Origin of the sequence: Bradyrhizobium genosp. SA-3 (assembly GCF_004212635.1) — a bacterium.
Taxonomy (GTDB): Bacteria; Pseudomonadota; Alphaproteobacteria; order Rhizobiales; family Xanthobacteraceae; genus Bradyrhizobium.
The window spans coordinates 1-25,264 of record NZ_PSRT01000123.1; the positions used below are offsets into that span (position 1 = coordinate 1).

The window sequence follows — 25,264 nt, forward strand, 5'->3', positions numbered from 1 at the left end:
GCGCATTGCCGCCGGTCGCCTCGATCAGCAGCCCCAGCGCCGAGCCGCGCACCACCGCGCCGGTGAGGATCAGCATGCCCAAGGCAATCGCGACCGGCACCGGCAGGCCGAGAATGGCGCCATTGCCGAGCCAGACCAGATCCGGCGAAGAGAAGGTCACGATGCGCCCCTCGGTGATCAGCTGGGCGATGCCGCGTCCGGCCACCATCAGGATCAGCGTCGCCACAATCGGCTGCATGCCGAGCACGGCAACGAGGAAGCCGTTCCAGAGCCCACAGACGAGTCCGGCACCGAGCGCAGCCCCCAGCACGATCGGCAGACCGTGGCTGTCGGCGAGGCTCGCCGCGATCGCGCCCGAGATCGCCATGACGGCGCCGACCGACAGGTCGATGCCGCGCGTCGCGATTACCAGCACCATGCCGAGCGAGAGCAGCGCCACCGGCGTGCCACGGTTGAGCACGTCGATCAGGCTGCCAAACAGCCGGCCGTCCTGGAGACGCAGGTCGAAGAATTGCGGCGACACCACGCGATCGACTGCCAGGATGACGAGCAGCGCAAGGATCTGGGCAAGGCCGCGGCGCGGCAACAGCGCTGTCATGCCCGGCCCTCATGCGCAACGCTGGCTCCGTCCGCGGCGATCGCCGCGAGGATGTTGCCGACGTCGATCGCCTCGCCTGCGAGCTCCTCGACATGGGCGCGATCACGCAGCACCACGACGCGGTCGGAATAGGTCACGATCTCGTCGAGCTCGGAGGAGATCACGAGCAGTGCGAGGCCGTCGTCGCAGAGCTCGCGGATCAGACGGATGATCTCGGCATGCGCGCCGACATCGATGCCGCGGGTCGGCTCGTCCAACACCAGGAGGCGCGGCGATGTCGCGAGCCAGCGCGCCAGCAGCACTTTCTGCTGATTGCCGCCGGAGAGCAGGCCGACGGCGCGCTCCGGGTCCGCGGGGCGGATGTCGAGCATCTTGACGTAGCGGCGCGCGATTTCGTCCTGCTCGCGGCGCGACAGCGGGCGATGCAGCCCGCGCTTGGCCTGGAGCGCGAGCACGATGTTCTCACGCACGCTGAGCTCGGCGACGATGCCGTCGGTCTTGCGCTCCTCCGGACAATAGCCAAAGCCGTGGCGGACGCCGTCGCGCGGCGACTGGAGCCGCACGGGTGCGCCCTCCACCCTCGCCTGCCCGCGATCGGCGCGTTCGGCGCCGAACACCAGGCGCGCCGTCTCGGTCCGGCCCGAGCCGAGCAGGCCGGCCAGACCGACGACCTCGCCATGGCGCAGCTCGAGATTGAACGGCGCGACATAGCCGGCCTTGCCGTAACCCTCGAAGCTCGCGCAGATCTCGCGTGCCTTGTGCTCGGTGGCAGACGCCCGCGCGCTGGTGGTCTCGGCCAGCTCGCGACCAAGCATCATCCGGATCAATTCCAGCCGCGGCAGCGAAGCCGTCTCGCGCTCCCCGACCAGGCGGCCATTGCGCAAGACCGTGATGCGGTCGGAGATCTCGTAGACCTGGTCCAGGAAGTGGCTGACGAAGACGATGCCGATGCCACGCTTTGCGAGCTGGCGCATGATACCGAAGAGGATCTCGACCTCGTGCCGGTCGAGGCTCGCGGTCGGCTCGTCCAGGATCAGCACCCGTGCGGAGAGATCGACCGCCCGCGCGATCGCGGTGACGTGTTGCACGGCGACAGAATAGCTGCCGAGCGGCGCGGCGACATCGATGTCGAGGCCGAAGTCCGCGAGCAAGGCCGTGGCGCGGCGACGCATCTCGCCTTCGCGGACGATGCCGAAACGCATCGGCTGGCGATCGAGAAACAGGTTCTGTGCCACCGAGAGGTTCGGCAGCAGATTGACTTCTTGATAGACGGTGGCAATGCCGGCCTGAAGCGCGGCCTTGGCCGAGCGCGGCGCGATTGCCTCGCCACTGATCCTGACAATGCCGGCATCGCGCGGGAACACGCCGGTGACCACCTTGATCAGCGTGGACTTGCCGGCGCCGTTCTCGCCGAGCAGCGCGTGGATCTCGCCCGCGCGCAGCGTGAAGTCGACCTCCTGCAACGCACGCACAGCACCGAAGCTCTTGCTGATCCCGCGCACCTCCATAAGGGCCGGAGCAGGATCGGGGCTGTTCTCCATGACAACGTCACTCCCGCCAGTGCCCGCTGATGATGCGGTCATCCAGCCTATTCGTTCGCACAGCGATTTCGAAGGGGGTATCGCCGGACCACCGAAACATGGCGGTCCGGCGCGGCGCCCGCCTCAGTAACCGAGGCCCTTCTTGCTGTCGTAGATCTTCTGCGGATCGTCGGCGGCGGTATAGAGCTTGGATTCGGTCTGGATCCACTTCGGCGGAACCGTACCCTTGCCCTTGAATGCCGCAATCGCATCGAGCGCCGGGCCGGCCATGTTCGGCGTCAGCTCGACGGTCGCATTGGCTTCGCCGGCGGCCATCGCCTTGAAGATATCGGGGACCGCATCGATGGAGACGGTGAGGATCTCCTTGCCGGGCTTGAGACCGGCTTCCTTCATGGCCTGGATCGCGCCAACCATCATGTCATCGTTGTGGGCGTAGACCGCGCAGATCGACTTGCCGCCGCCTTCGGCCTTGATGAAGCTCTCCATCACCTCCTTGCCCTTGGCGCGGGTGAAGTCACCGGTTTGGCTGCGCACCACCTTCAGGTTCGCATGCTTGGCGATGGCGGTGTCGAAACCCTTCTTGCGATTGGCGGCGACGCTCGCGCCGACCGTGCCCTGCAATTCGACGATGTTGCAGGCCTTCGTCCCGACGGTCTTGGCCAGCCAGTCGCCGGCGACCTCGCCTTCGTGGACGCTGTCGGAGGTGACAGCGGTGAGATAGAGCTCCTTGCCGGAGGGATCGATGTCGCGGTCGAGCAGCACGACCGGGATCTTGGCCTCCTTGGCTTCCTTCAGCACCGAATCCCAGCCGGTCGAGACGACAGGCGCAAGGAAGATCGCATCGACATTCTGCGCGATGAAGGAGCGGATCGCCTTGATCTGGTTCTCCTGCTTCTGCTGCGCGTCAGCGATCTTGAGATTGACCTTTCGCTTGGTGGCTTCCTGCTTGGAGACCGAGGTCTCGGCCGCGCGCCAGCCGGATTCCGATCCGATCTGCGAGAAGCCGATGGTGAGCTCGGCGGCATTCGCCGGCAGCGCGAGCAGCAACGCGGCCGTGGCGCTGGCCGCAAAAAGGGCTTTGAGGGTCATCAGGCGTGTCTCCCAAGATGTTTATCCGGGGCGCCGATGGTAGCATGGCACCCGCAGGCCGGCCTTCGAGGCGGCGGGAGGGACTATTTCACGGAAGTTTGGTTCCGACTAGTCATATTATTTGACTATTTAGTGGAAAGCGCAATTTGGCGGGCGGGCTTCACAGATGACACGCACAGCGGGATTTTGTTCCAGGGATGCAACGCGGAGATGAAGGTAATTGATGTGCTTGGCAAGTAGCCGTCAACAGCGCAGGTGCGCTCCCTCGCCCTGCTTGCGGGGCCGCGACGAGCTTCGCTCGCGCTGAGAGGGTTGGGGTGAGGGGTGTCTCCGCGAAAACAATGAGGGCGACTCACAACCTCTCCTCCCGTCATTGCGAGCGCAGCGAAGCAATCCAGAATCCCTCCGCGGAAAGACTCTGGATTGCTTCGCTGCGCTCGCAACGACGTGGATAGAGCTCTGCGTATGTCGACCAAATCGACTCGCGGAGAGTCCCCCTCACCCGGATCGCATCTACGATGCGATCCGGCCTCTCCCCGCATGCGGGGAGAGGCGAAGAGCTAGATCAGCTTCCGCTGGGCCAGGTTCTTCATCAGCGCGCCGATGCCGAAGGTCCATGGCTCGCACTCGTCGCTGGTGCGCATGCGGTTAACGAGCTTGCCGAGCTGGGGCGCGGCGATCGTGACGATGTCGTCGCGCTTGTGGGTGAACCCCTGCCCCGGCGCATCGCGGTCCTCGACGGGCGCGAACATCGTGCCGAGGAACAGCACGAAACCATCGGGATATTGATGCACCTTGCCGATGGTCTGCGCGACGAGGTCGGTCGGGTCGCGGCTGATCTTGCTGATCGAGGAATGGCCGTTGAGGACGAAACCGTCCGCGCCTTTCACGTTGAGGCTGATGTCGAGCCTGCGCGCATCATCCAGCGAGAACGTATCGTCGAACAGGCGTAGCAGCGGGCCGATCGCGCAGGAGGCGTTGTTGTCCTTGGCCTTCGACAGCAGCAGCGCCGAGCGGCCCTCGAAGTCACGCAGGTTCACGTCGTTGCCAAGCGCGCCGCCGACGATCCTGCCGCGGCTCGAGACAAACAGCACGAGCTCGGGCTCGGGATTGTTCCAAGTCGATTTCGGATGCAGGCCGGCATCCATGCCGGTGCCGACCGACGACAATGTCGGCGCCTTGGTGAAGACCTCGGCATCGGGACCGATGCCGACCTCGAGATATTGGCTCCAGGCGTTCTGGTCGATCAGCACCTGCTTCAGATGCATCGCCTGGTCCGAGCCGGGCTTGAGCTTCGACAGATCGTCGCCGATCAGCCGCGTCACTTCTTTGCGGATCGCTTCAGCCGAGGCAGGGTTGCCCTTGGCGCGCTCCTCGATCACGCGCTCCAGCATCGAGATCGCGAAGGTGACGCCGGCGGCCTTCAGCGTCTGGAGATCGACGGGTGCAAGCAGCCACGGCTTCTGACGATCGCGCCCATCGGGTGCCGTGTTGGCGACGATGGCTTCGAGATCGCCGATGCGCTCGCCCTTGGTCGAGCTAAGCGCCCTGGCTGGATCGTCTTCTTCGCAGAGCGCGCTGATGGTGGGGAATTTCGCGGTGACGTCGAAGACACCGTCGCCCCGCACGGCGACAACGGCGGGCCCATTCGCCTGCGGCAGCCAGACGCGGCCGGCCAGCGTTCCCCGCGTGCCGTCCTCGGGGAGAAGCTCTTTAACCGTCAATGTCGTCATGGCCGCGTCCTCGCTGTTTTTCGGACCGGCCCGTCATTCGGCGGCCGGTCCCCTTGGCGAAGACCAATAAACGTCTGGCAAGGGAAGTCCAGAGCGGCGGCTATGCCCCCGCCCGCGCCTTCCGCGCCGCAATCTGCTGAAGCGCCCAGCGTGCGTTCTTGCGAACATCGGGATCGGGATCATCGGCGATCACGGCCAAGAACGCTTCGCCATCGGGATGGGCGATCTCGCCGAGCGCCGCGGCGGCCTCCTTGCGCAAATTGGCCTGGTCGTGATTGACGCAATTGCCGATCGGGCGCACCGCGCGTTCAACCTTCATCTTGCCGAGGCTCCGGATCGCCTTCAGCCGCACCTGCCAGAACTCGTCGGCAAGGCAGGCGACGAGCTGATCGGCCGCGAGCGAACCGTTGACGTTGAGGCCCAGCGTTTCCGCAGCCATCTCCCGCACCATCCAGTCCGAGTCCTTCAACGCACGCGTGATCGTCTCCGCTGCAGGCTTCATCTGCGAGAAGGCAAGCGCGCTCACGGCGGCACGACGCACATGGGCGTCGGGATCGTTGATCAGCGCCGTCAGCGCAGGGATGGATTCTTCCAGCTTCAGGAAACCGATCACGCCGATCGCCTGCACGCGCACGGCGGCATCGGAATCCTGGAGTGCTTCCAGCGCCGGCTTCAGCGTGTCCTTGCGACGCAGCTCCTTGAGCGCGCGCAGTGCGCCCATGCGGACGAAGGCGTGGGTATGCCTCACCAGCGGCAGGATGACATCGGCGCAAGCGGGATCCTTGAATTCGGCCATGCTGTCGGCCGCGGCGCCCGCGACGATTCTCTCGGGGTCGACCAGCAGCTTCACCAGCGCGCTCGCGGCTTCCGGCCCGTCGAACTCGCCGAGCGCCATCGCGACCTGCTGGCGCACGCCGGCATCAGGGTCGGCCACCATGTTGGCGAGATGCGCGACCGCGGCGGGATCGCCGGAATGGCCGAGCGCGATGATGGCGACGCGGCGCTCGGCGGGATCGGCCGCCTGGAGCCGCTCATCAGCGTCGTCGAGATCGTCATAGGATTCGAACGGGCTCGACATGGTCACCTCAACAAATATGGAATGTTGACGGTAACGGCGCCGGTCGGGCAATCCGCCTCGCAGGGCATGCAGTACCAGCACTCGTCATAGGCCATGTAGGCTTTGTTGGTCATGTCGCTGATGCGCAGCACGTCGAGTGGGCAGACGTCGACGCACACGGTGCAGCCCTTTTCGGCGATGCATTTGGCGTCGTCGACGACCACCGGAACCGATGTCTGATAGGACGCGAGAGGCATCGTTATCTCCTGTTGCTTGCTGTGACGATGGATCAGGCTGTGGCCCGGATGCGCTGCTTGTCGTAGAGATCTTTCTCGTCGTCCGCGATCGGGACCACATAGGGTTCCACCGCCCGCTTCTCGCTGGTCATCCTGCCGTCCCGCTTGGACAGCAGCGTGTGGCAGAACCAGTTCTCGTTGTCCTTCTCCGGGAAATCCGTGCGCCAGTGATAGAGGCCCCAGCGGCTCTCCTCGCGGTAGAGCGAGGCGTGCGCAGCCATGTCGGCGCAGTCCATGATCGATTGCACCTCGAGCGCGCGGAGCAATTCGTGCGCGTTGCGCGCGATCATGCGTTCCTGCATATCCTCGCGTGCCTCGGCCAGGCGGCGCATGCCGAGCTCGTATTTGCGCGTAACCTTCGGCGGCTGGAGATAGTCGTTGACCAGGCGGCGGGTCTTGTACTCGATCTGGTTCGGTGGAATCCCGTCCTCGCGCTTCGTCGGCGCCATCACACGGTCGCGCTCCATCGCGACGTCGGCGGCATCGAACTCCGCAAAGTCGTGGCTGTCGGCGAATTCCATGGCATCGATGCCGGCGACCGAGCCGTTGGTGAAGGCGCCCAGCATGTAATTGTGCGGAACGCTCGCCATGTCGCCAGCGGCGTAAAGGCCAGGCACGGTGGTACGGGCATTGTCGTCGACGAACACGCCTGAAGCGCTGTGACCGGAGCAGAAGCCGATCTCGGAAATGTGCATCTCGATCGACTCGCTGCGATAGTCGATCCCGCGCCCCTGCTGGAACAGGCCGCGCGTCGGGCGCTCGACCTTGTGCAGCGTCGACTCGATCTCGGAAATGGTGTCGGGGTGGAGATGCTTGAGCTGGAGGAACACCGGTCCCTTGCCGGACAAGAGTTCGTTGTAGAATTCCAGCATCATCTGGCCGGACCAATAGTCGCATTCGATGAAGCGCGAGCCTTCGTTATTCGCGGTGTAAGCGCCGAAAGGGCCCGCGACATAGGCGCAGGCCGGACCGTTGTAGTCCTTGATCAGCGGGTTGATCTGGAAGCATTCGAGGTTCGCGAGCGCGGCGCCGGCGTGATAGGCCATGGCATAGCCGTCGCCGGAATTGGCGGCATTCTCGTAGGTGCCGAACATGTAACCGGAGGTCGGCAGACCAAGGCGGCCGGCAGCGCCCATGCACAGGATCACCGCCTTGGCCTTGATCACCAGCAACTCGGCAGTGCGGGTATTGACGCTGACCGCGCCGGCGATGCGACCGTCGGCGGATTTCAGGAGCCGCGTCGCCATGTAGCGGTTGGAGATCAGGATGCGGGCGCGGCGGAGCTGGCGGTACAGCGCCTTCTTCACGGTCTCGCCGTTCGGCATCGGCAGCACATAGGTGCCGATGTGGTGCACCTTCTTGACGGCGTAATCGCCGTTCTCGTTCTTGAGAAAGCGGATGCCGAAACTGTCGAGCTCTTCGATGACCTTGTAGCAGTTCTGCGCGTATTTATAGACCGCCTTCTGGTCGACAATGCCGTCATTGGCGATGGTGATTTCCTTGGTGTACTGCTCGGGCGTCGCGTAACCGGGGATGACGGCATTGTTCAGCCCGTCCATGCCCATCGAGATCGCGCCGGAGCGCTTGACGTTGGCCTTTTCGAGCAGGACGACGTTGGCCTTCGGGTTTTTCAGCTTCGCCTTCAGCGCGGCCATCGGGCCGGCCGTGCCACCACCGATCACCAGCACATCGCAGGAAACCTCCGAAAGTCCGTCGACGATCTGATCTAGTGCCATCGCTTGCTCCTGGTTCGCCGATGGTCGGCGCCTTTGCGTCAGATTTGTTCAGGTGACGTCCCGGCGATAGCAATTAGTTGTCGACGGGGTGCGATTTGCGCTTCAGCGCTCGACAAAGGCCTTTTCGATCACGAAATAGCCGGGCTGGCTGTGATTGCCCTCGACGAAGCCGCGCGCCGAGAACATCGCGTGGAGTTCCTCCAGCATCGCCGGGCGCCGCAGAGCATGATGCGGTCGGTCTGGATATCGAGGCCTGGTAGCCCGATGTCGTCGAACAATTGGTTCGATGCGATCAGGTCGGTGATGCGGCCGCGATTCCTGAACGGCTCGCGGGTCACGGTCGGGTAATAAACGAGCTTGTCGCGGATCAGCGGTCCGAAAAATTCGTGATTGCGCAGGCCTTCGACGACGTGCTCGCCATAGGCAAGTTCCGAAACCTGGCGGCAGCCATGGGCGAGCACGATGGTCTCGTAGTTCTCGTAGACATCGGGATCCTTGATGAGGCTGGCGAACGGCGCGAGCCCCGTGCCGGTCGAGAGCAGCAAGAGGCGTTTGCCCGGAATGAGGTTGCCGGTGATCAGCGTGCCCGTCGCCTTGCGACCGACCAGAATGATGTCGCCTTCCCTGATCCTCTGAAGGCGCGAGGTCAGCGGGCCGTCCTGCACCTTGATCGAGAAAAACTCGAGCGCTTCCTCGTGATTGGCGCTGGCCATGCTGTAGGCCCGCATCAACGGCTTGCCCTCGACCTCGAGGCCGATCATCGCGAATTGGCCGTTCTGAAAGCGGAAGCCGGGATCGCGCGTCGCAGTGAAGCTGAACAGAGACTCGGTCCAGTGCCTGACCGACAAAACCGTTTCCTTTTGAAATGCGCTCATCCGCCGTCTCTCCTTGGCTCGATTGCGCACAGGGTTTCGGAGAGAGGGGAATACGGCAACGCGGAAGTGAAATTCCCGGTCGATTAGTTTCACATTTCACGCGCGATGCTTGAATGCAGGCATCGAAGATCGGCGCCCGCGCCTGCGCCGGCAATTAGTTGCTATCGCGGCGGCGCTGCGGAACGTAGAGCAGAGCCGGAGATACGTTATGACCATGACCTTGGTTGCACCGACCGTGGCCGACTATGAAGCAAGCGCCGATCTCGCCTGGCTGCTCGTCCGCACCACGCAGGATGAGGCGATCAGCCTGCCAGCGGAAACACTCCGCCTCTCCTGCAAATGCGCCCACTGCACCCGCGCCCGGTTCGACGGCCGCTTCCCTAAAACATTTCCGGGCATTGCGATCACCGAGATCGGCGATCTCGGTTATGGGCTGAATATTTCGTTTTCGGACGGGCATAACAGGGGGATCTACCCGAAGCCTTATTTGCTGAGCTTGGTGGGGCGTTAGGGGCTCGAAGGCTCCTCTTGCTCCGCTGTCATTCCCCGCGAAAACGGGGAATCCAGTACGCCGCGGCCTGTCCGTATCCCATTGCTTCTCTGGAATACTGTGCGCCCGGTCCCGGCTCCGCCAAGGCTACGCCGGGGCCACAAGGGTGCTTGGCCGCCGAAGCTTCAGCGAAGGCGGCAAGCCGGGCGACGACAGCCGAGTACATCTGGCACGGACATTGCTCCTCTTTAGAACGATTTGAACGTTCCGGAGGCAGATGATGTTGCAGGCGGCCAATGCAGTTCGTGGGGCTGTTCCCCCGGCAGTCCGGCCTGCCGGCAGCTCCTCGCTGCTGCTCACCGAGAACCAGCAATGGATCGGCGGCCCGCCGCCGCTGATGGACAAGCTGTCGGCGCGCGAGCGTGAGCTGGTCTTGAAACAAGGCCGCCGAAAAGTGCTCAACCGCGGCCAGACGCTGTTCAGCCAGGGCGGCAAGCATGACGGCATCTGGCTGATCGAGAGCGGCCGCATTCGCGTGTTCTACACCTCCCCTCTCGGGCGCGAGATCACGCTGGCCTACTGGCATGTCGGCAATTTCGTCGGCGGCCCCGAAGTGTTCGAGGGCACCGTACATCAATGGTCCGGTGTCGCATCCAGCAATTGCAGCGTGGTGCACCTGCCCGGAAAGGAGCTGCGATCGCTTGCCGTGGAGATCCCCAACCTTGCGATCGGCCTGATCGAGGGCCTGACCTTCAAGGGCAAATGCTATTCGGCATTGGCCCAGATGCTGGGAACGCGTTCTATCACGCAGCGCCTCGCACACCTGCTGCTGCACCTCGTCGAGCTCTATGGCGTCGAGGATGCCGATGGCCGAGTGATTGCGGCCGCCTTCACCCATGCCGACATCGCGCACATGGTCGGCGCCACCCGGCAATGGGTCACGATCAGCCTGAAGCGCATGCAGGAAAAGGGAATCGTGCTGACGAAGCGCTCGCAGATCGTGGTCTGCCGGCCCGACGTGCTGGAGGAGATGCGTGGACACACGTCCGACTGAATGAGCTTGCGACCAGGGCCGGTGCACAGGCAAGCGGCTTTATAGTGCAGGACTGCCCAAGGAGTATGCAATCAGTTTTTCCCGGCAACTAATCGACTGCGGCGGTCATTCCGGATTTGCCCTGTCCGAGCCCTCACCCAATCATGGCAACCACAGCACATCCAACCGAATGAGGATGAGAATGGTCCGCCATCTTCCCACGCTCTCGATCGCGATGTCGGTGACGTCGCTGGCGCTTTTGCTCGCGCAGCCGGCCTCGGCGGAAACCGTCACGCTCGGCATCGGAACGCAGGACACCACGACCAACACGGTGACCGCCGGCGTCGTCATCCGGCAGCTGCATCTGCTCGAAAAATACCTGCCTAAGGACGGTAAGTACGCCAACATCAAGTTCGAGCTGGAGTGGCAGAATTTCACATCCGGCCCACCCGTCACGAACGCGATGATGGCGAACAAGCTCCAGATCGGCATGATGGGCGACTATCCGCTGATCGTGAACGGCTTCACCTTCGAGAGCAATCCGGAGAGCAAGAGCCGACTGATCGGCATCGCCGCCTATAGCTTGTCAGGCTCCGGCAACGGCATCGTCGTTCACAAGGACTCGCCTTACTACGATCTCGCCGATCTCAAGGGCAAGCTCGTCAGCGTTCCCTTCGGTTCGGCCGCGCACGGCATGGTGCTGAAGGCGATGCAGGACCGTGGCTATCCCGCGGACTTCTTCCAGCTGGTCAGTCAGAGCCCCGAAGTCGGCTCGACCAATCTCCAGGAGAAGAAGATCGACGCGCATGCCGACTTCGTCCCTTTCGCCGAGCTGCTGCCCTTCCGCGGTTTCGCGCGAAAGATTTTTGACGGCGTCGAGACCAATCTGCCGACCTTCCACGGCATTGTCGTCCGCACCGATTTCGCGGAGAAATATCCGGAAGTTGTCGTCGCCTACTTCAAGGCGGTGATTGCCGCCAACCAGTGGCTGCGCGACGATCCCAAGCTCGCTGCCGAAAAGATCCAGGAATGGACTGGCATCAGCAAGGAAGTCGTCTACATCTTCCTCGGCCCGAGCGGCAACATGACCACCGACCCAACGATCAAGCCGGCGCTGATCGATGCCGCCGCCGCGGACGTCAAGGTGCTGCAAAACCTCGGTCGCATGAAGGAGTTCGATCCGAAGAAGTGGGTCGACGACAGCTACATCCGCAAGGCCTACGCCGAGATGAAGCTCGACTATAATGCGCGGCTTGCGAGCACGAAAAACTACGAGATTTCCGGCGAAGATTCCTTCTGCAAGAAGCCGATCGCCGATCCGCGCAAGGCCGGCGAGGTCTGGGTGGATGATGCCGGCATCATGCCCTTCTCGTCCGCAGCCTGCACCCTCGGCGCGTACGCCGACTTCAAGGCCAAGGGCAAGAAGATCAACGTCGCCTATGTCTTCGACACCACGCGCGGCATCAAGCTGTTCGCCGACCAGGCTTTCTTCGCGGTCGGCAATGGCGACGTGGCGCCGTTCCTGCTCAAGAAGGATGCCGAAGCCTACGCCGCCAGGATCAGCGGCAAGGTGCTCGGCTTCGATGACGCGGTGAAGGCAGCGGTCGGCGGAGGCAAGACGTGAGCAGTCCCGCCCTCCTCAGACATTCCGAGGACAGCATGCCGGCAACAGCCATTGCAGAGGCGGCTCCCGTGTCCGCCGTCACTCCGCCCGCAACACCCCCTTCGTTCGGCACGCTCGCGCGGCGCTGGTACCGGCTGAATCAGGGCCGGCTTCGCGCAACCGCGATCGGCGTGATTTCGCTGCTCGCCTTCCTGCTCGTCTGGCACCTGCTCACAACCTATCGCGTGGTGTTCTTCGTACGTTTCACCAACGTGCCATCGCCGCTCGCGGTCTATGCGAGCTTCACCAAGGCGATCCACGATCCCAAATTCCTGCTGCACATCCTGCTCAGTTGCCGGCGCATCTTCATCGGCTTCTCGCTCGCCGCCATCGTCGGCATCCCACTCGGTCTGATCATGGGTCGTTTCAAGCTGGTGCATGAGGTGATCTTCCCGGTCGCCGAAGTGCTGCGCCCGATACCGGCGATCGCCTGGGTACCGATGGCAATCATGCTGTGGCCGACCAACGAGCAGAGCATCGTCTACATCACCTTCCTCGGCTCGTTCTTCCCGATCCTCGTCAATACGCTGCACGGCATGTCGCTGGTCGATCCCGTGCTGGTCCGCGCCGCGCAATGTCTCGGTGCACGCGAGCGCTCGATCTTCCGCGAGGTGTATTTTCCGGCGTCGTTGCCGCACATCTTCACCGGCCTCACCGTCGGCATGGGTGTCGCCTGGGTGTCGCTGATCGCTGCCGAGATGATCTCGGGGCAATACGGGATCGGCTACTTCACCTGGGAGGCCTATTCGCTGGTCCAGTATGCCGACATCGCGCTCGGCATGATCGCGATCGGCGTTCTCGGCCTTGGATCGAGCCTGCTCATCAGAGGCGCGGGGCAATTGGTGATGCCGTGGAGGTCGACATGAGCGAGGTGCTTGCGAGCGCGCCGAAGGGCCATATCGAGGTCAAGAACTTCTCCCTCGCCTACGAGACCATCGAGGGAGCGGTGCAGGCCGTGACCGACACGCAGATCCATGTGAAGCCCGGCGAGTTCGTCTCGATCGTCGGGCCCTCCGGATGCGGAAAGTCGACCCTGCTCAATGCGGTCGCCGGCTTCCTCAAGCCGACCACCGGAATCGTCACCGTCGACGGCGAGGCCGTGAACGGCCCCAGCGCCGAGCGCGGCATGGTGTTCCAGCAATATTCGCTGTTTCCCTGGAAGACGGTGCGGGAAAATGTCGAGTTCGGCCTGAAGATGCGCGGCATGCCGCGCTCGCAGCGCGAGCGTGCGGCACGTACGCTGCTCGGACTTGCGGGGTTGGAGGCGTTCGAGAAGCACTATCCAGAAAAGCTGTCCGGCGGCATGAAGCAGCGCGTCGGCATCGTCCGCGCGCTCGCCACGGGGCCGAAAGTGCTGCTGCTTGACGAGCCCTTCGGCGCGCTTGATGCGCAGACGCGCGTCATCATGCAGCAGATCCTCACCAACATGTGGCAGCGGCTGAAGATCTCGGTGCTGTTCGTCACCCACGACATCGACGAGGCGATCTTCCTCTCGGACCGCGTCTACTGCATGACAGCGCGCCCCGGTTCGATCAAGGCGGAGATTCCGATCCCGCTGGAGCGGCCGCGGCAGCAATCGATGATGATGTCGTCGGAGTTTCTGGCGTTGCGCCGCGGGCTGATGTCGCTGATCCGCGAGGAAAGCCTCAAGGCAATGGGCGGCGAGATCAACGACATGGGCATGCAGGGCTTGAACATCGAGCTGCACGGCCACTCGCTGGCGGATGTGATCTAGGCGCAGTGAGCGCGCTCAGTCTCGTAGGGTGGGCAAAGCGACTTGTCCGCCGTAGCTCGTAGAGCGAAGGCGGAAGCGTGCCCACCATCTTAGTTGCACGCCGAACCGAGTGGTGGGCACGGCGCTGTCGCGCCTTTGCCCACCCTACGGCAGTTTCGCTCTAATTATTTGAACCAATGCACCAGCGCGATGCTGATGCCGAGCAGCAGCATCAAGGACAGCGTCACGGCGGCCGTCACGCGACCGCCGACATTGGCAAGCACGCGCACGTCGACGCCGAGACCGAGGGCGGCCATGGAGACCACCGTGAGAAAGCCGGTGATCTTCGTCACTGGACCGACCACCGTGGCCGGCACGATCTCCAGGGAGCGCAGGGTCGCCAGCGCGAGGAAGCCGAGGATGAACCATGGCACGAGGCGAAAGAAGCCGACATTGGTCTTCTTGGCATCGCTGTGCCAGCGCGAGGCGACCAGCGAGAGGCCGACGACGACCGGCCCGAGCATCAATACGCGCATCAATTTCACGAGGGTGCCGATCTGCGTGGAGACGAGTCCGGCCGGCACCGTCGCCGCCAGCACCTGGGGCACCGCATAGACGGTCAGGCCGGCGAGAATGCCGTATTGCGTCGCCGACAATTGCAGCAGTGGAATCAACAGCGGTAGGCCCAGCACCATCATCACGCCGAGGATCGCGGTGAAGGAGATCGAGGATGCGATCTCGTCGTTGTTGGCGCCGATGATCGGCGCCACGGCCGCAATCGCGGAATTGCCGCAGATCGAGTTGCCGCACGCAATCAGGATCGACAAACGCGTCGACAGACCGAGCATGCGGCTAAGGCCGAAGGAGACGCAGAGCGCGATCACGACGACGGCCGCGATCGACGCGAGCAGCGCGATGCCCGAGGCGGCAATGGCGGCGAAACTGATGGAGGCCCCCAACAGCATGACCGCGACTTCGAGGAGCTGTTTGGCGCTGAAAGCGATGCCGGCCTGCCAGCGCGGCGCCGGCTTCCAGAAGCTGCGCAAGGCCATCCCGAGCAGGATCGCCATCACCAGCGCCTCGACATAGGGATGCTCGAACACGCCCAGTTCCGCACGCTCGAGCAGGGCCGAGACACCGGCGACTAGAACGCAGAGGAGAATGCCGGGAATCAGTGCCGCAATACGGCTCGCGGCGGAGGCCGGCTTGGTCTCGGCCGGGCTGGATGCTTGATTCTGCGACACAAATCTCTCCCAGAGGAGAAAGATTTATACGCAGTGCGCTTCCGTAGGGAAATAAGTTTTCGACATATCAGGCCCGAGGGAAGTTCTATCCTCAGCCCGGAATAATCGGCCTTAGAAGATCAGGCTCTTGGCCAGCGAAGCGACGCGGCTGAAGCCGTCATAGATGCCGGGCTCGAAGAAGGCGGCGCGGGCAAGCACGATACCCGCAACCAGCGACCAGAACAGGCCGGTGCCGGCCCGCAGCAGGAGCTTTGACGTACGCGAGCGCGGCTGGGTGTCCGTTGCGGACACCAATTGCTCGCCGAAGGGTTCAAATCCGGTACGTTCCATGGCCCTGGCCAATCCATCAAATTCTGATGGGAATGTCGTCTTTTCGGCCCCAAACGGCAATGGAAGCGATTGGCGTTTTTGCCCGCCCGAGAGAAAACTCCTTCCGTCTGGCAATCCCAGGACAATAGTTTTCTTCTTCGGCCTATTTGGACACCGGCGGCCCGTCTTACAGCGCCAGATACCTGCGCCGGATCGCCTCATTGGCCTTCAGCTCGTCGATTCCGGCGGCATAGACGATCTGACCCTTATCGATGACGGTGGCGTGGCTCGCCAGCCCCAGGCAGAAATGCATGTTCTGCTCGGCGATCAGCACCGTCGATCCGAGTTGGCGGAGTTGCCGCAAGAGTTCCCCGATCCGCTGCACGATAATCGGCGCGAGGCCCTCGCTCGGCTCGTCGAGCAGCAGGAGCGCCGGATTACCCATCAGTGTGCGCGCGATCGCGAGCATCTGCTGCTCACCGCCCGAGAGGCGCCCGGCGATGCGATGGCGCAGCGGCTCCAGAAGCGGGAAGACCTCGTAGATGCGCTTGATCGGCCACTCGTCCTGGCCCTCCGGTCCCTTCTTCTTCCCGATGACGAGATTGTCCTCGACCGTGTGCTCCGGAAAAATCTGACGGTCCTCCGGCACGAAGCCGAGGCCGGCGCGCGCGATGGTGTGCGGCTTCAGGCCCGAGATCACCGCGCCGCGCAGGCTGATCCTGCCCCTCCGCGGCGGCGCCAGCCCCATGATCGCCTTCATGGTCGTCGACTTGCCGGCGCCATTGCGGCCCAAGAGCGCCATGGTCTCGCCCTGCCGCACCGACAGGCCGACGCCGAACAGGATCTGGCTGGTGCCATAATAGACATCGAGATCGGCGACTTCGATGACGGCTGCGCTCATGCGGCAGCTCCCGCATGTTCGGTGCCGAGATAGGCGTCGATCACGGCGCTGTTGTTGCGGATCTCGTCGGGCGTGCCGGTTGCGAGGATACGGCCGTAGCAAAGCACGACGATTTTGGGGGCGATCTTGAACACGATGTCCATGTCGTGCTCGATGAAGACGACCGTGATCTTCTGCGTCTCCCAGAGCTCGCGCACCTTGTCGATCATGCGCCAGCGTTCTTCCGGGCCCATGCCGGCGGTGGGTTCATCCAGCAGCAGCACCTTTGGTTCGAGCACCAGCGCGAGCGCGATATCGAGCAGCTTCTGGTCGCCATGCGACAGGGTCGCGGCGGTGCGATGGCGTTTGCCGGCGAGCCCTAACAGTTCCATCACGTGCTCGGCGCGTTCGCGCGTCTCCGGCAGCGGAAAGCGCTTGTGCAGCACCGCTGAGGTGCGCTGGTCGGCGCTGACGGCGGCAAGCATGGTCTCCTGCACCGTGAGCGATTTGAAGATGCTAGCCACTTGGAAGGCGCGGCCGATGCCATGGCGCACGATCTCGGGCGGCGAGCGGCCGGCGAGATCGACGCCGTCGAGCAGCACCTTGCCGGAATCTGGCCTCAAGGCACCGGTGATCAGGTTGAAGAACGTGCTCTTGCCGGCGCCGTTCGGGCCGATCACAGCGGTGAGCGAGCCGTCGGGGAAGTCGAGCGAGACATCGTTGGTCGCCTTCACGCCGCCAAAGGACTTTGCGAGATTGCGGATCTCAAGCATCGCTAGCGCCCCTCGCCTGCGTCACGCCGATGCGCAAACCATTCGGCGACGAAATCCAAGAGGCCCTTGCGCAGGCCCAGCGCGAAGAACAGGATGACCACACCGAGCACGATGCCGTGATACTCGGTGAAGCGCGTGACGGTGTCGTTGAGCAAGAGCAGCAGCACGGTGCCGACCATCGGCCCCAGGAATGTCGAGACCCCGCCGAGCATGTTGATGAAGATGCCTTCGCCCGAGATCGTCCAATAGGCGAACTCCGGATAGGCGCCGGAGACGAACAGCGCCATCACCATGCCTCCCATCGACGCGAACAGAGCCGCCAGCACGAAGACGGTCAGCTTGGCACGCCAGACGTCGATGCCGAGGAAGCTGGCGCGCGCGGCGTTGTCGCGGATCATACGCAGCGTGTAGCCGAACGGCGATTGTGCGATCTGGCGCATCGCGAGCAAGCCGAGGATGAGCAGCGCGCAGCTCGCGACATAGAGATGGACGTGGTTGGCAAGGTCAATGCCGAGGAACGGCGGCCGCGGAATGCCGCCGCGCAGACCCTGGTCGCCGCCGGTGAAGGAGGCCCATGACAGGATCGTCGAGTGGATCAGCATCTGGAAGGCGAGCGTCACGAAGGCAAAGTAGATCTCCTTCAGTCGCACGCAGATGGCGCCAATGATCGCGGCAACCATTGCGGTGATCGCCAGCGTCGCGACGAAGGCGACGGGAATCGGCACGCCGAGCTTCTGCATGATCAAGCCGAAGCTATACGCGCCAAGGCCGAAGAACATGCCATGACCGAACGAGGTCAGGCCGGTGTAGCCGACCAGCAAATTCAGCGACGTCGCAAACAGGCCGTAGGCCGAGCAGCGAATGACGAAGTCGAGCAGCGCCTTGCTGCCGGTGAAGAGCGGCAGGCTCGCCAGCACGGCGAAGGCGATCAGCGCGATCAGGACGTCACGGTAGCGCTGAAGCGCCGCACCGCTGCGCACCGGCGCCAGCGTTTCAGCGCGTCCGGCCTCGAGCTCGGTCATGCCGCCTCCTTGCCGAACAGGCCGGTAGGCTTGGAGACCAGCACGATCACCATGAACAGATACATCAGCCCTTCCGTGAACAAGGGAAAGCCGAGCGAACCGAACGAGCGGATCAGCCCGAGCAGCAGCGCGCCGATCAGCGCGCCCAGGATCGAGCCCATGCCGCCGATCACGGTGACGATGAAGGATTCGATCAGCACCGAAAATCCCATCCCCGGCGTCAGCGACCGTACGGGGGCCGCAAGCGCGCCGGCAAGGCCCGCCAGCATGCCACCGAGTGCGAACACGCCGCCATAGATCAGGCCGGTGTTGATGCCGAGCGCGGACACCATGCCAGGGTTATGTGCGGCTGCGCGGATCACCTTGCCGATGCGGCTGCGCGACAATCCGATGCCGAGCACGATCGCGGCGAGAAGCGCGACGCCGATCAGCAACAGATAGTAAGGCGGCACCACGCCACCGGCGATGAACAACGGCATCACCTGGAACGCGGACGGCATGCCCATCGACTTGAACTCCGGTCCCCAGATGATGCGCACGACATCGTCGAAGATCAGCACGAAGGCGTAACAGACGAGGAGCTGCATCAGCACGTCCGCGCCGTAGACCCGGCTCATGAAGACGCGCTCGAAAATCAGGCCGAGGATCGCGGTGCCGGCCGCGCCCGCCAGCATGGCGAGCGCAAAACTGCCGGTGAGCTGATAGGCCGTCATCGCAAAGTAGGCGCCGAACATATAGAAGGCGCCGTGGCTGAAATTGACGACCTTGAGCACGCCGAAGATCAGGGTCAACCCGACCGCGACCAGAAACAGCAGCATGCCGATAATGAGGCCGCTGGTGGTTTGCGTCACCAGGCAGGCGGAGCTGGAGAGGCAGCCGGCGAGCGCATCGAGATCCACGGGAGCACTTTCATTGCGACGCGCCTGACGCGGCGCGGAAAACGAAACGATAGCGGAGACGGTCGCCCGTCCCCGCCGCGCGCGTGATCAGGTGTAGCCCTTGCTCTTCTTCCACTCGGCCTCGAGCTCGAAGATGGTCTTCCAGTCGCCGGCCTTGACCTCGGGAACATAAGGCTCCTGCGGGATGGTGGTGCCCCAGCCGATGGCGTAGCCGACGAGGGTGTGGTCGTCGCCGCGCATCGTCACCGTGCCGTCGGCGCCGAACGGGCACTTGATGGTGAGGCCGTTCAGCACTTCCGCGATCTTCTTGCCGTCGGCCGAGTTCGCCTTCTTGGCAGCTTCCGCCATCAGCATGATGGCGGTGGCGTTTTCCCACGACCAGTTGGTCGGATATTCATTGTACTTGGCCTTGTAGGCATCGCCCCAGGCGGCATTCTCCGGCGTCGCCGGGAACGTCTTGATGTAGCGGTTGCCGGAGTGAATGCCCTTTGGCAGGTTCTTCACCACGGTGAGCGCGGTGTAGTCGGCCATGTTGACCGCGAACACCTCCATCTGGCCGAACATCGCGTAGATATTGGCCTGGTCGATGTAGGAGGTGAGATCGCCGCCCCACAGGCAGGAGTACAGCGCCTGCGGCTTGGCTTGAAGAATCTTCGTCACCACTTCGGTGTAATCGGGCTGGAACAGCTTGGGCCAGGACTCGCTGATGATTTCGACCTCGGGCGCAAAGCGTTTCAGGTAGAGCGTGAATTCCGCCGTGGTGTCGCGGCCATAGGCATAGTCGGGCGAGCAGGTCGCCCACTTCTTCAGGCCTTTTGCCTTGGCGATCGCCGCGGCATAGCTGCCGCCGACGATGGAGTCGTGCACGCCCTGCCGCGCGGTGCGGAAAGCATTGGGAATGTGCTGCTTCGGATCCGCGGTCAGCGCCGAGGTCTCGGAATTGGTGTGGATGCAGAACACGCCGAGATCGCGCGCGACCTCGTGCACCGCGAAGGCGCCGGAGGAGGCCTCGGCGTCGATCATCAGCTCGCAGCCGTCGGTGTTGACGAGCTCGCGCGCGACGCGGGCGGCTTCCTGCGGCTGGCCCTTGGAGTCGCGGATCACCATCTCGATCTGCCGGCCGGCAAGGCCGCCGGCGGCGTTGACCTTCTCGACCTCGAGCATCACCGCATTGCGCGAAGACGTGCCGAGCTGCGCGACGCGCCCCGATAAAATCGTCGGCATCCCGATCTTGATGGTCTTGGCCTGCGCACGCGCCACCCAGGGCGCGGCAAACGTCATCGCACCGGCGCCCATCAGCGCCAGCGTGGAACGGCGGCTGATGCCCGGCGTGCGGGTTCTCGTCATTTTTCCCTCCCTCTTTCGGGTCGGCGTGTCCTGATCCCTGCCGAAGATCGTCTCGTCTCCGTGTCCCCAAGGATTTCAGAGGGTGGGGGGTGACGTCAAGCCAAAGATGAATTACGAGTCAGAATTCATCAAGGGAGGACATGAGGCCGGCAATCGGCCCAAAACCCGGCAAATGATCAACCTTTCGAGCTTCATCGCCTTTCATGCCCGGCGCACGCCGGACCGGCCCGCGCTGAAATACCGCGGCGAGCAGATCGCTTACGCGATGTTCGACGCACGCATCCGGCAGGTCGCCGGCTGGCTCGCCGCGCAGGGCATCGGTTCAGGCGATGTCGTGGCCGTGCTGATGAAGAACAGCGCGGCGTTCCTGGAGCTTGTCTTCGCCACCAGCCATCTCGGCGCGGTGTTCCTGCCGATCAATTTTCGCCTGTCCCGCGACGAGGTCGGCTACATCACCGGCAATGCCGGCGCGCGCCTTCTGGTCGTCGATCAGGAGTTGGCTGCGAATGCAGCGGGCGCGAACATCGTCGTGCTCGATGAGACCGCGCAGCAGAGCGTCACCCATCTCGCAAGCAACACGACGGCAGCACCGATGCATGTGCGCCAGCCCTCCGACCTGATGCGGCTGATGTACACCTCGGGCACGACCGATCGCCCCAAGGGCGTAATGCTCACTTACGATAATTTCTACTGGAAGTCCGCCGACCAGACGATCGCGCTGGGCCTCGGCGCCGACACACGCCTTCTCGTCGTCGGCCCGCTCTATCATGTCGGCGCGCTCGACCTGCCCGGAATTGCAGTGCTCTGGTATGGCGGGTTCATTCGCATCGAGCGCAATTTCGAGCCCGGGGCGGGGCTGGCGGCTATCGCAGAAGACAAGCTCAACGCGGCCTGGTTCGCGCCTGTCATGACCACCGCGATACTCACCTGCCCCACCCGCGACCGCTACGACGTCTCCAGCCTGCAATGGGCGATCGGCGGTGGCGAGAAGACGCCGGAGGCGCGCATCCGCGCCTTCTCCGAATATTTCCGCAATGCGCGCTACATCGACGCCTACGGCCTCACCGAAACCGTCGGCGGCGACACCTTCATGGAGAAAGGCCGCGAGATCGAGAAGATCGGCTCCACCGGGCGCGCCATTGCCCATGTCGAGATCGAAATCCGCGACGAGGACGGCAACACGCTGCCGCCGAATGTCAATGGCGAGATCTGCCTGCGCGGCCCGAAGATCACGCGCGGCTATTGGAAGGATCAGGACAAGACGGCGTCCGCCTTCTTCGGCGACTGGTTCCGCAGCGGCGACGTCGGCTATCTCGACGACGAGGGCTTTCTCTACCTGACCGACCGCAAGAAGGACATGATCATCTCCGGTGGCGAGAACATCGCCTCCTCCGAGGTCGAGCGCGTCATCTACGATTTGCCCGAAGTGCGTGAGGTCGCGGTGATTGGCCTGCGCGATGTGCGCTGGGGCGAGCGGCCGGTCGCGGTCGTCGTGCTGACTGAGGGCGCGAGCCTCGACCTCGCTGCCCTTACCGAGCATTGCCGCGCGCGGCTGGCGAGCTTCAAGGTCCCGAAACAGCTCGTCCTCCGCGACAGCCTGCCGCGCAACCCGTCAGGCAAGATCCTCAAGCGCGTGCTCCGCGCCGAGCTGGAGACCTCCGAATGACGCAAGCGACCGCAAAGGTAACCAAGCTGAACCGGGTCGAGCGCAACGCCTGGACCAAGCAGAAGATCTTTGACGCCGCCACCAAGGTCGTCGGCAAGCATGGCTATGCCGAGGCCTCGGTCGCGCGCATCACCGAAGAAGCCGGTGTCGCGCAGGGCACCTTCTACAATCATTTCGAGAACCGCCAGGAGCTGCTGAACCAGCTGCTGCCCAAGATCGGCCTCGACATGGTCGAGTTCATCCGCGCCCGCACCGGCACGGCGGATGCGGCGCGGCAGGAGATCGAGCGCTTCGCCGCGTTCTTCGATTTCATCCGCGAGGTCCCTGAGTTCCTGCGTATTCTCAACGAGGCCGAATTCTTTGCACCGACCGGCTACCAGAAGCATCTCGACAACATCTCGACGGCCTATGTCCGCATTTTGCGTCGCGCGCGGCTTGCCGGCGCGATCGAGGATTACAGCGACGAGGAATTCGAGGCGATCGTTCACATGCTGATGGGCGCGCGCGGCTATCTCAGCCGGCGCTACTCCTATTCGGAAGCCGGCGTCACCGCCGTGCCCGAGCACGTCATCTCCGCCTATCGCAAGCTGATGACGCGCGGCCTCTTCACTGCCTCCGGAGATCAGGACACGCCATGAACATCTCGTCTCCGCACAAGCCGCTCGACCTCGCCTCAGCCATCGCCGAGGGCGACATCCGCTGTCTTCTGATGGTGCTGGTGCACATGACCGGCGACGAGAAGTGGCTCGAACCGCCCTATTTGCCCAAGCGCGACATCCGCCTTATTCCCGATCCGGAGGCCGGCGTGCCCCGGGACATCCAGGACGAGATCCGCGCCGCCGTCGTCAGGTTCTTCGCCAATGGCACGCCGAAACCCGTGATCACCGATCCGGGCGAGGAACTGCTGCTGAAGATGATGCGCGCCTGCCTCGGCGAGAGTGTCGCGCCGGAATATGCACCTTTGATGCGCGAGGAGATGGGTTTTGTGCCGCGCGAGGCGCGCTGGACGAAGCGCCCCTCCGATGAAAGGCTTGCCGACCAGCATGTGCTGATCGTCGGCGCCGGTGTCTGCGCCATCGCGCTCGGCGTGGCGCTCGGGCACCTCGGCATCCCCTACACCATCGTCGAGAAGAACGCCGAGCTCGGCGGTACCTGGTGGATCAACCGCTATCCCGGCTGCGGCGTCGACACGCCGAACCATTCCTATTCCTATTCTTTCGGCTCGCGCAACGCATGGACGCGCTATTTCTGCCCGCGTGAGGAGCTGCTCGGCTATCTGCAGAAGGTCGCGGACGAATACGGCATCCGCAAGCATCTGCGCGTCAACACCGAGCTGACCTCATCACGCTGGGACGAGGGACGGCAACGCTGGATTTCGACGCTCAAGACGAAGGATGGCGAGGAGACTTTCGAATCCACCGCGCTGGTCTCGGCCATCGGCCAGCTCAACGATCCCTCCCGCGCCCGCTTCAAGGGCGAGGAGAACTTCAAGGGCACGATCCTGCACTCTGCGCTGTGGTCCGACGGTATCGATCTCGACGGCAAGCATGTCGCCGTGATCGGCACGGGGGCGACGTCGATGCAGATGGTGCCGTCGATCGCCGGTCGCGTGGCCTCCATCACCGTCTACCAGCGCAGCGCGCAATGGGCGAGGCCGGTGAAGGGCTATGCCGATCCGATCAGCGAGAGCGCACGCTGGCTGCTCGCGCATCTGCCGTTCTATGTGCAGTGGTACCGTTTCAACATGTTCTGGCGCTATGGCGACGGCCTCTTGCCTTTCCTGCGCAAGGACCCGGCTTGGCCACATCCGGAGCGCGCCGTCAACAAGGGCAATGACCGGCACCGGCAGGAACTCACTGACTTCATCCTATCGGAGCTACAGGGCCGGCCCGACCTGATCGAAAAATGCGTGCCGACCTATCCGCCCTACGGCAAGCGCATCCTGCTCGACAACAACTGGTTCAAGACTTTGATGCGCTCCAACGTGGAGCTCGTCACGGACACCATCGACCATTTCGACCAGAACGGCATCGTCACCGCGGACGCCAAGCACCGTCCGGCCGACATCATCGTCGTTGCCACCGGCTTCAAAGTCACGGAGATGGCCGCGCGCCTCAACATCAGCGGCCGCGCCGGCAAGGATTTGCGCGAGGCCTGGGCCAACGACAACCCGACCGCGTTCCTCGGCCTCACCGTGCCGGGCTTTCCAAACTTCTTCTGCATGCTCGGGCCGAACTCCGGCCCCGCCCACGGCGGCAGCGTCATCTTCCAGTCGGAATGCCAGAGCCGCTACATCTCGGCGTGCCTAGTCAACATGATCGAGCACGACGTCGCCGCCATCGACGTTCGCCAGGACGTGCTCGACGACTACGTCCGCAAGGTCGACGTCGAGCACGAGGCGATGATCTGGACCCATCCCGGCATGAGCACCTACTATCGCAATGCAAGCGGCCGCGTGTTTTCGGCGATGCCGTGGCGGTTCGTGGACTACTGGCGCATGACCCACGATCCGGATTTGAGGCAGTACAAGCTGACCAAAGTGTGAGACAGCACTGACCCTGACCAAAGCTTGAGTCGCGCAGGCCCCACATCGTCATTGCGAGCGCAGCGAAGCAATCCAGAGTCTTTCCGAGGCGGGATTCTGGATTGCTTCGCTGCGCTCGCAATGACGGAGCTGAGGTTCAGGCCGCCAGCCCGCTCTCCACCGGCGCGAATTCCAAACCTAAGCTTTCCGCCACCGCCTTGTTGGTAATTCGGCCGCGATGCACGTTGAGCCCGTTGCGCAAGTGCGGATTTTCCAGCACCGCGGCAAAGCCCTTGTTCGCGAGCATCAACCCGAACGGCAGCGTCGCGTTGTTCAGCGCCTGGCTCGAGGTCACCGGTACCGCACCCGGCATGTTGGCGACGCAGTAATGCACGACGCCGTCGACCTCATAGGTCGGCTCGGTGTGGGTGGTCGGATGCGAAGTCTCGAAGCAGCCACCCTGGTCGATCGCGACGTCGACCAGTACCGCGCCCGGCCGCATCGATGTCAGCATCGCGCGCGTGACGAGCTTCGGTGCGCTGGCGCCCGGCACCAGCACCGCGCCGATCACGACGTCGGCAGCGAGCACCTCCTCCTCGACCGACTCGATCGTCGAGAAGCGGGTGCGCACGCGGCCGATAAAGAGATCGTCCAGCTGGCGCAAGCGCGGAATCGAGCGATCGATCACAGTAACTTCGGCGCCGAGCCCTGCGGCCATCCGTGCCGCCTGCGTTCCCACCACGCCGCCGCCGAGCACGACCACCCGCGCCGGCTG

23 protein-coding genes and 1 pseudogene are annotated in these 25,264 nt (G+C 63.8%); 8 read left to right on the plus strand and 16 right to left on the minus strand.

All coding sequences use genetic code 11. The features are described 5' to 3' along the window. The 8 genes and pseudogenes from CWO91_RS32310 to CWO91_RS32350 all read right to left on the minus strand — a co-directional run. Nucleotides 1-598, minus strand: a 598-nt coding sequence (locus tag CWO91_RS32310; protein ID WP_433995592.1) for an ABC transporter permease, incomplete at its 3' end; no start/stop codon positions are given. Continuing rightward, nucleotides 595-2,139 carry a sugar ABC transporter ATP-binding protein gene (locus tag CWO91_RS32315; protein ID WP_165405869.1) on the minus strand — a complete coding sequence of 515 codons (1,545 nt, stop codon included), beginning with the start codon at nt 2,137-2,139 and terminating at the stop codon, nt 595-597. The genes CWO91_RS32315 and CWO91_RS32310, both read right to left, overlap by 4 nt. Before the next feature lie 123 nt (nt 2,140-2,262). Further along, the gene (gene ytfQ / locus CWO91_RS32320; RefSeq protein WP_130219528.1) at nt 2,263-3,228 is read right to left on the minus strand and encodes a galactofuranose ABC transporter, galactofuranose-binding protein YtfQ; all 966 of its coding nucleotides are present in this window, start codon (nt 3,226-3,228) and stop codon (nt 2,263-2,265) included. Between the two features lie 560 nt (nt 3,229-3,788). Further along, nucleotides 3,789-4,961: a fumarylacetoacetate hydrolase family protein gene (locus tag CWO91_RS32330; protein WP_130219531.1), complete on the minus strand. Its 1,173-nt coding sequence runs from the start codon at nt 4,959-4,961 to the stop codon at nt 3,789-3,791. A gap of 100 nt (nt 4,962-5,061) precedes the next feature. Continuing rightward, entirely contained in the window at nt 5,062-6,039 is a 978-nt protein-coding gene (locus CWO91_RS32335) for a HEAT repeat domain-containing protein (protein ID WP_165405870.1), read from the minus strand. A 2-nt stretch (nt 6,040-6,041) separates the two neighbouring features. Next, nucleotides 6,042-6,275: a 4Fe-4S dicluster domain-containing protein gene (locus CWO91_RS32340; RefSeq protein ID WP_130219535.1), complete on the minus strand. Its 234-nt coding sequence runs from the start codon at nt 6,273-6,275 to the stop codon at nt 6,042-6,044. Between the two features lie 32 nt (nt 6,276-6,307). After that, nucleotides 6,308-8,050: a fumarate reductase/succinate dehydrogenase flavoprotein subunit gene (locus CWO91_RS32345; protein WP_130219537.1), complete on the minus strand. Its 1,743-nt coding sequence runs from the start codon at nt 8,048-8,050 to the stop codon at nt 6,308-6,310. A gap of 102 nt (nt 8,051-8,152) precedes the next feature. After that, a pseudogene (locus CWO91_RS32350) lies at nt 8,153-8,925 on the minus strand (ferredoxin--NADP reductase). Between the two features lie 214 nt (nt 8,926-9,139). Here CWO91_RS32350 and CWO91_RS32355 point away from each other — a divergent pair. The 5 genes from CWO91_RS32355 (at nt 9,140) to CWO91_RS32375 (ending at nt 13,846) form a co-directional block, all read left to right on the plus strand. Further along, a complete protein-coding gene (locus CWO91_RS32355; RefSeq protein ID WP_165405875.1) occupies nt 9,140-9,436 on the plus strand; it encodes a gamma-butyrobetaine hydroxylase-like domain-containing protein in 297 nt (98 codons plus the stop codon). Nucleotides 9,437-9,692: 256 nt separating this feature from the next. Further along, nucleotides 9,693-10,469 carry a Crp/Fnr family transcriptional regulator gene (locus CWO91_RS32360; protein ID WP_130219541.1) on the plus strand — a complete coding sequence of 259 codons (777 nt, stop codon included), beginning with the start codon at nt 9,693-9,695 and terminating at the stop codon, nt 10,467-10,469. Nucleotides 10,470-10,650: 181 nt separating this feature from the next. Beyond that, nucleotides 10,651-12,072: an ABC transporter substrate-binding protein gene (locus CWO91_RS32365; protein WP_165405871.1), complete on the plus strand. Its 1,422-nt coding sequence runs from the start codon at nt 10,651-10,653 to the stop codon at nt 12,070-12,072. Then, entirely contained in the window at nt 12,069-12,977 is a 909-nt protein-coding gene (locus CWO91_RS32370) for an ABC transporter permease (RefSeq protein ID WP_130219545.1), read from the plus strand. The genes CWO91_RS32365 and CWO91_RS32370 overlap by 4 nt, the downstream gene beginning before the upstream one ends. Continuing rightward, nucleotides 12,974-13,846, plus strand: a complete 873-nt coding sequence (locus CWO91_RS32375) for an ABC transporter ATP-binding protein (protein ID WP_165405873.1) — start codon at nt 12,974-12,976, stop codon at nt 13,844-13,846. Before CWO91_RS32370 ends, CWO91_RS32375 begins: the two co-directional genes overlap by 4 nt. 164 nt (nt 13,847-14,010) lie before the next feature. On the opposite strand, the gene CWO91_RS32380 is transcribed toward CWO91_RS32375, so the two are convergent. The 7 genes from CWO91_RS32380 to CWO91_RS32410 all read right to left on the minus strand — a co-directional run bounded on the left by CWO91_RS32380 (nt 14,011) and on the right by CWO91_RS32410 (nt 20,299). Further along, nucleotides 14,011-15,069: a YeiH family protein gene (locus CWO91_RS32380; protein WP_128934869.1), complete on the minus strand. Its 1,059-nt coding sequence runs from the start codon at nt 15,067-15,069 to the stop codon at nt 14,011-14,013. 111 nt (nt 15,070-15,180) lie between these two features. Continuing rightward, nucleotides 15,181-15,399, minus strand: a complete 219-nt coding sequence (locus CWO91_RS32385; RefSeq protein WP_091892324.1) for a hypothetical protein — start codon at nt 15,397-15,399, stop codon at nt 15,181-15,183. A 166-nt stretch (nt 15,400-15,565) separates the two neighbouring features. After that, nucleotides 15,566-16,279, minus strand: a complete 714-nt coding sequence (locus CWO91_RS32390; RefSeq protein WP_130219548.1) for an ABC transporter ATP-binding protein — start codon at nt 16,277-16,279, stop codon at nt 15,566-15,568. Next, nucleotides 16,276-17,031, minus strand: coding sequence for an ABC transporter ATP-binding protein (locus CWO91_RS32395; protein ID WP_130219550.1), 756 nt, complete (start codon nt 17,029-17,031; stop codon nt 16,276-16,278). Before CWO91_RS32395 ends, CWO91_RS32390 begins: the two co-directional genes overlap by 4 nt. Before the next feature lie 2 nt (nt 17,032-17,033). Then, nucleotides 17,034-18,053 carry a branched-chain amino acid ABC transporter permease gene (locus tag CWO91_RS32400; RefSeq protein ID WP_130219552.1) on the minus strand — a complete coding sequence of 340 codons (1,020 nt, stop codon included), beginning with the start codon at nt 18,051-18,053 and terminating at the stop codon, nt 17,034-17,036. Next, complete coding sequence (locus CWO91_RS32405) at nt 18,050-18,952, minus strand: branched-chain amino acid ABC transporter permease (protein WP_130219554.1); 903 nt, start codon at nt 18,950-18,952, stop codon at nt 18,050-18,052. Before CWO91_RS32405 ends, CWO91_RS32400 begins: the two co-directional genes overlap by 4 nt. 87 nt (nt 18,953-19,039) lie before the next feature. Beyond that, entirely contained in the window at nt 19,040-20,299 is a 1,260-nt protein-coding gene (locus CWO91_RS32410; RefSeq protein WP_130219556.1) for an ABC transporter substrate-binding protein, read from the minus strand. Between the two features lie 172 nt (nt 20,300-20,471). Here CWO91_RS32410 and CWO91_RS32415 point away from each other — a divergent pair, with 172 nt between their 5' ends. Genes CWO91_RS32415 through CWO91_RS32425 form a run of 3 tightly spaced genes read left to right on the plus strand, consistent with a single transcriptional unit; the run spans nt 20,472 to nt 24,510 of the window. Next, on the plus strand, nt 20,472-21,965 hold the full coding sequence (locus CWO91_RS32415; RefSeq protein WP_130219566.1) for an AMP-binding protein: 1,494 nt from the start codon (nt 20,472-20,474) through the stop codon (nt 21,963-21,965). Further along, the gene (locus CWO91_RS32420; protein WP_130219558.1) at nt 21,962-22,603 is read left to right on the plus strand and encodes a TetR/AcrR family transcriptional regulator; all 642 of its coding nucleotides are present in this window, start codon (nt 21,962-21,964) and stop codon (nt 22,601-22,603) included. Before CWO91_RS32415 ends, CWO91_RS32420 begins: the two co-directional genes overlap by 4 nt. Next, the gene (locus tag CWO91_RS32425) at nt 22,600-24,510 is read left to right on the plus strand and encodes a flavin-containing monooxygenase (RefSeq protein WP_130219560.1); all 1,911 of its coding nucleotides are present in this window, start codon (nt 22,600-22,602) and stop codon (nt 24,508-24,510) included. Before CWO91_RS32420 ends, CWO91_RS32425 begins: the two co-directional genes overlap by 4 nt. Nucleotides 24,511-24,646: 136 nt before the next feature. Here the strand turns inward: CWO91_RS32425 and CWO91_RS32435 are convergent. Further along, nucleotides 24,647-25,264 (minus strand): alanine dehydrogenase (locus CWO91_RS32435; RefSeq protein ID WP_165405874.1); only part of this gene is annotated, 618 nt, incomplete at its 5' end.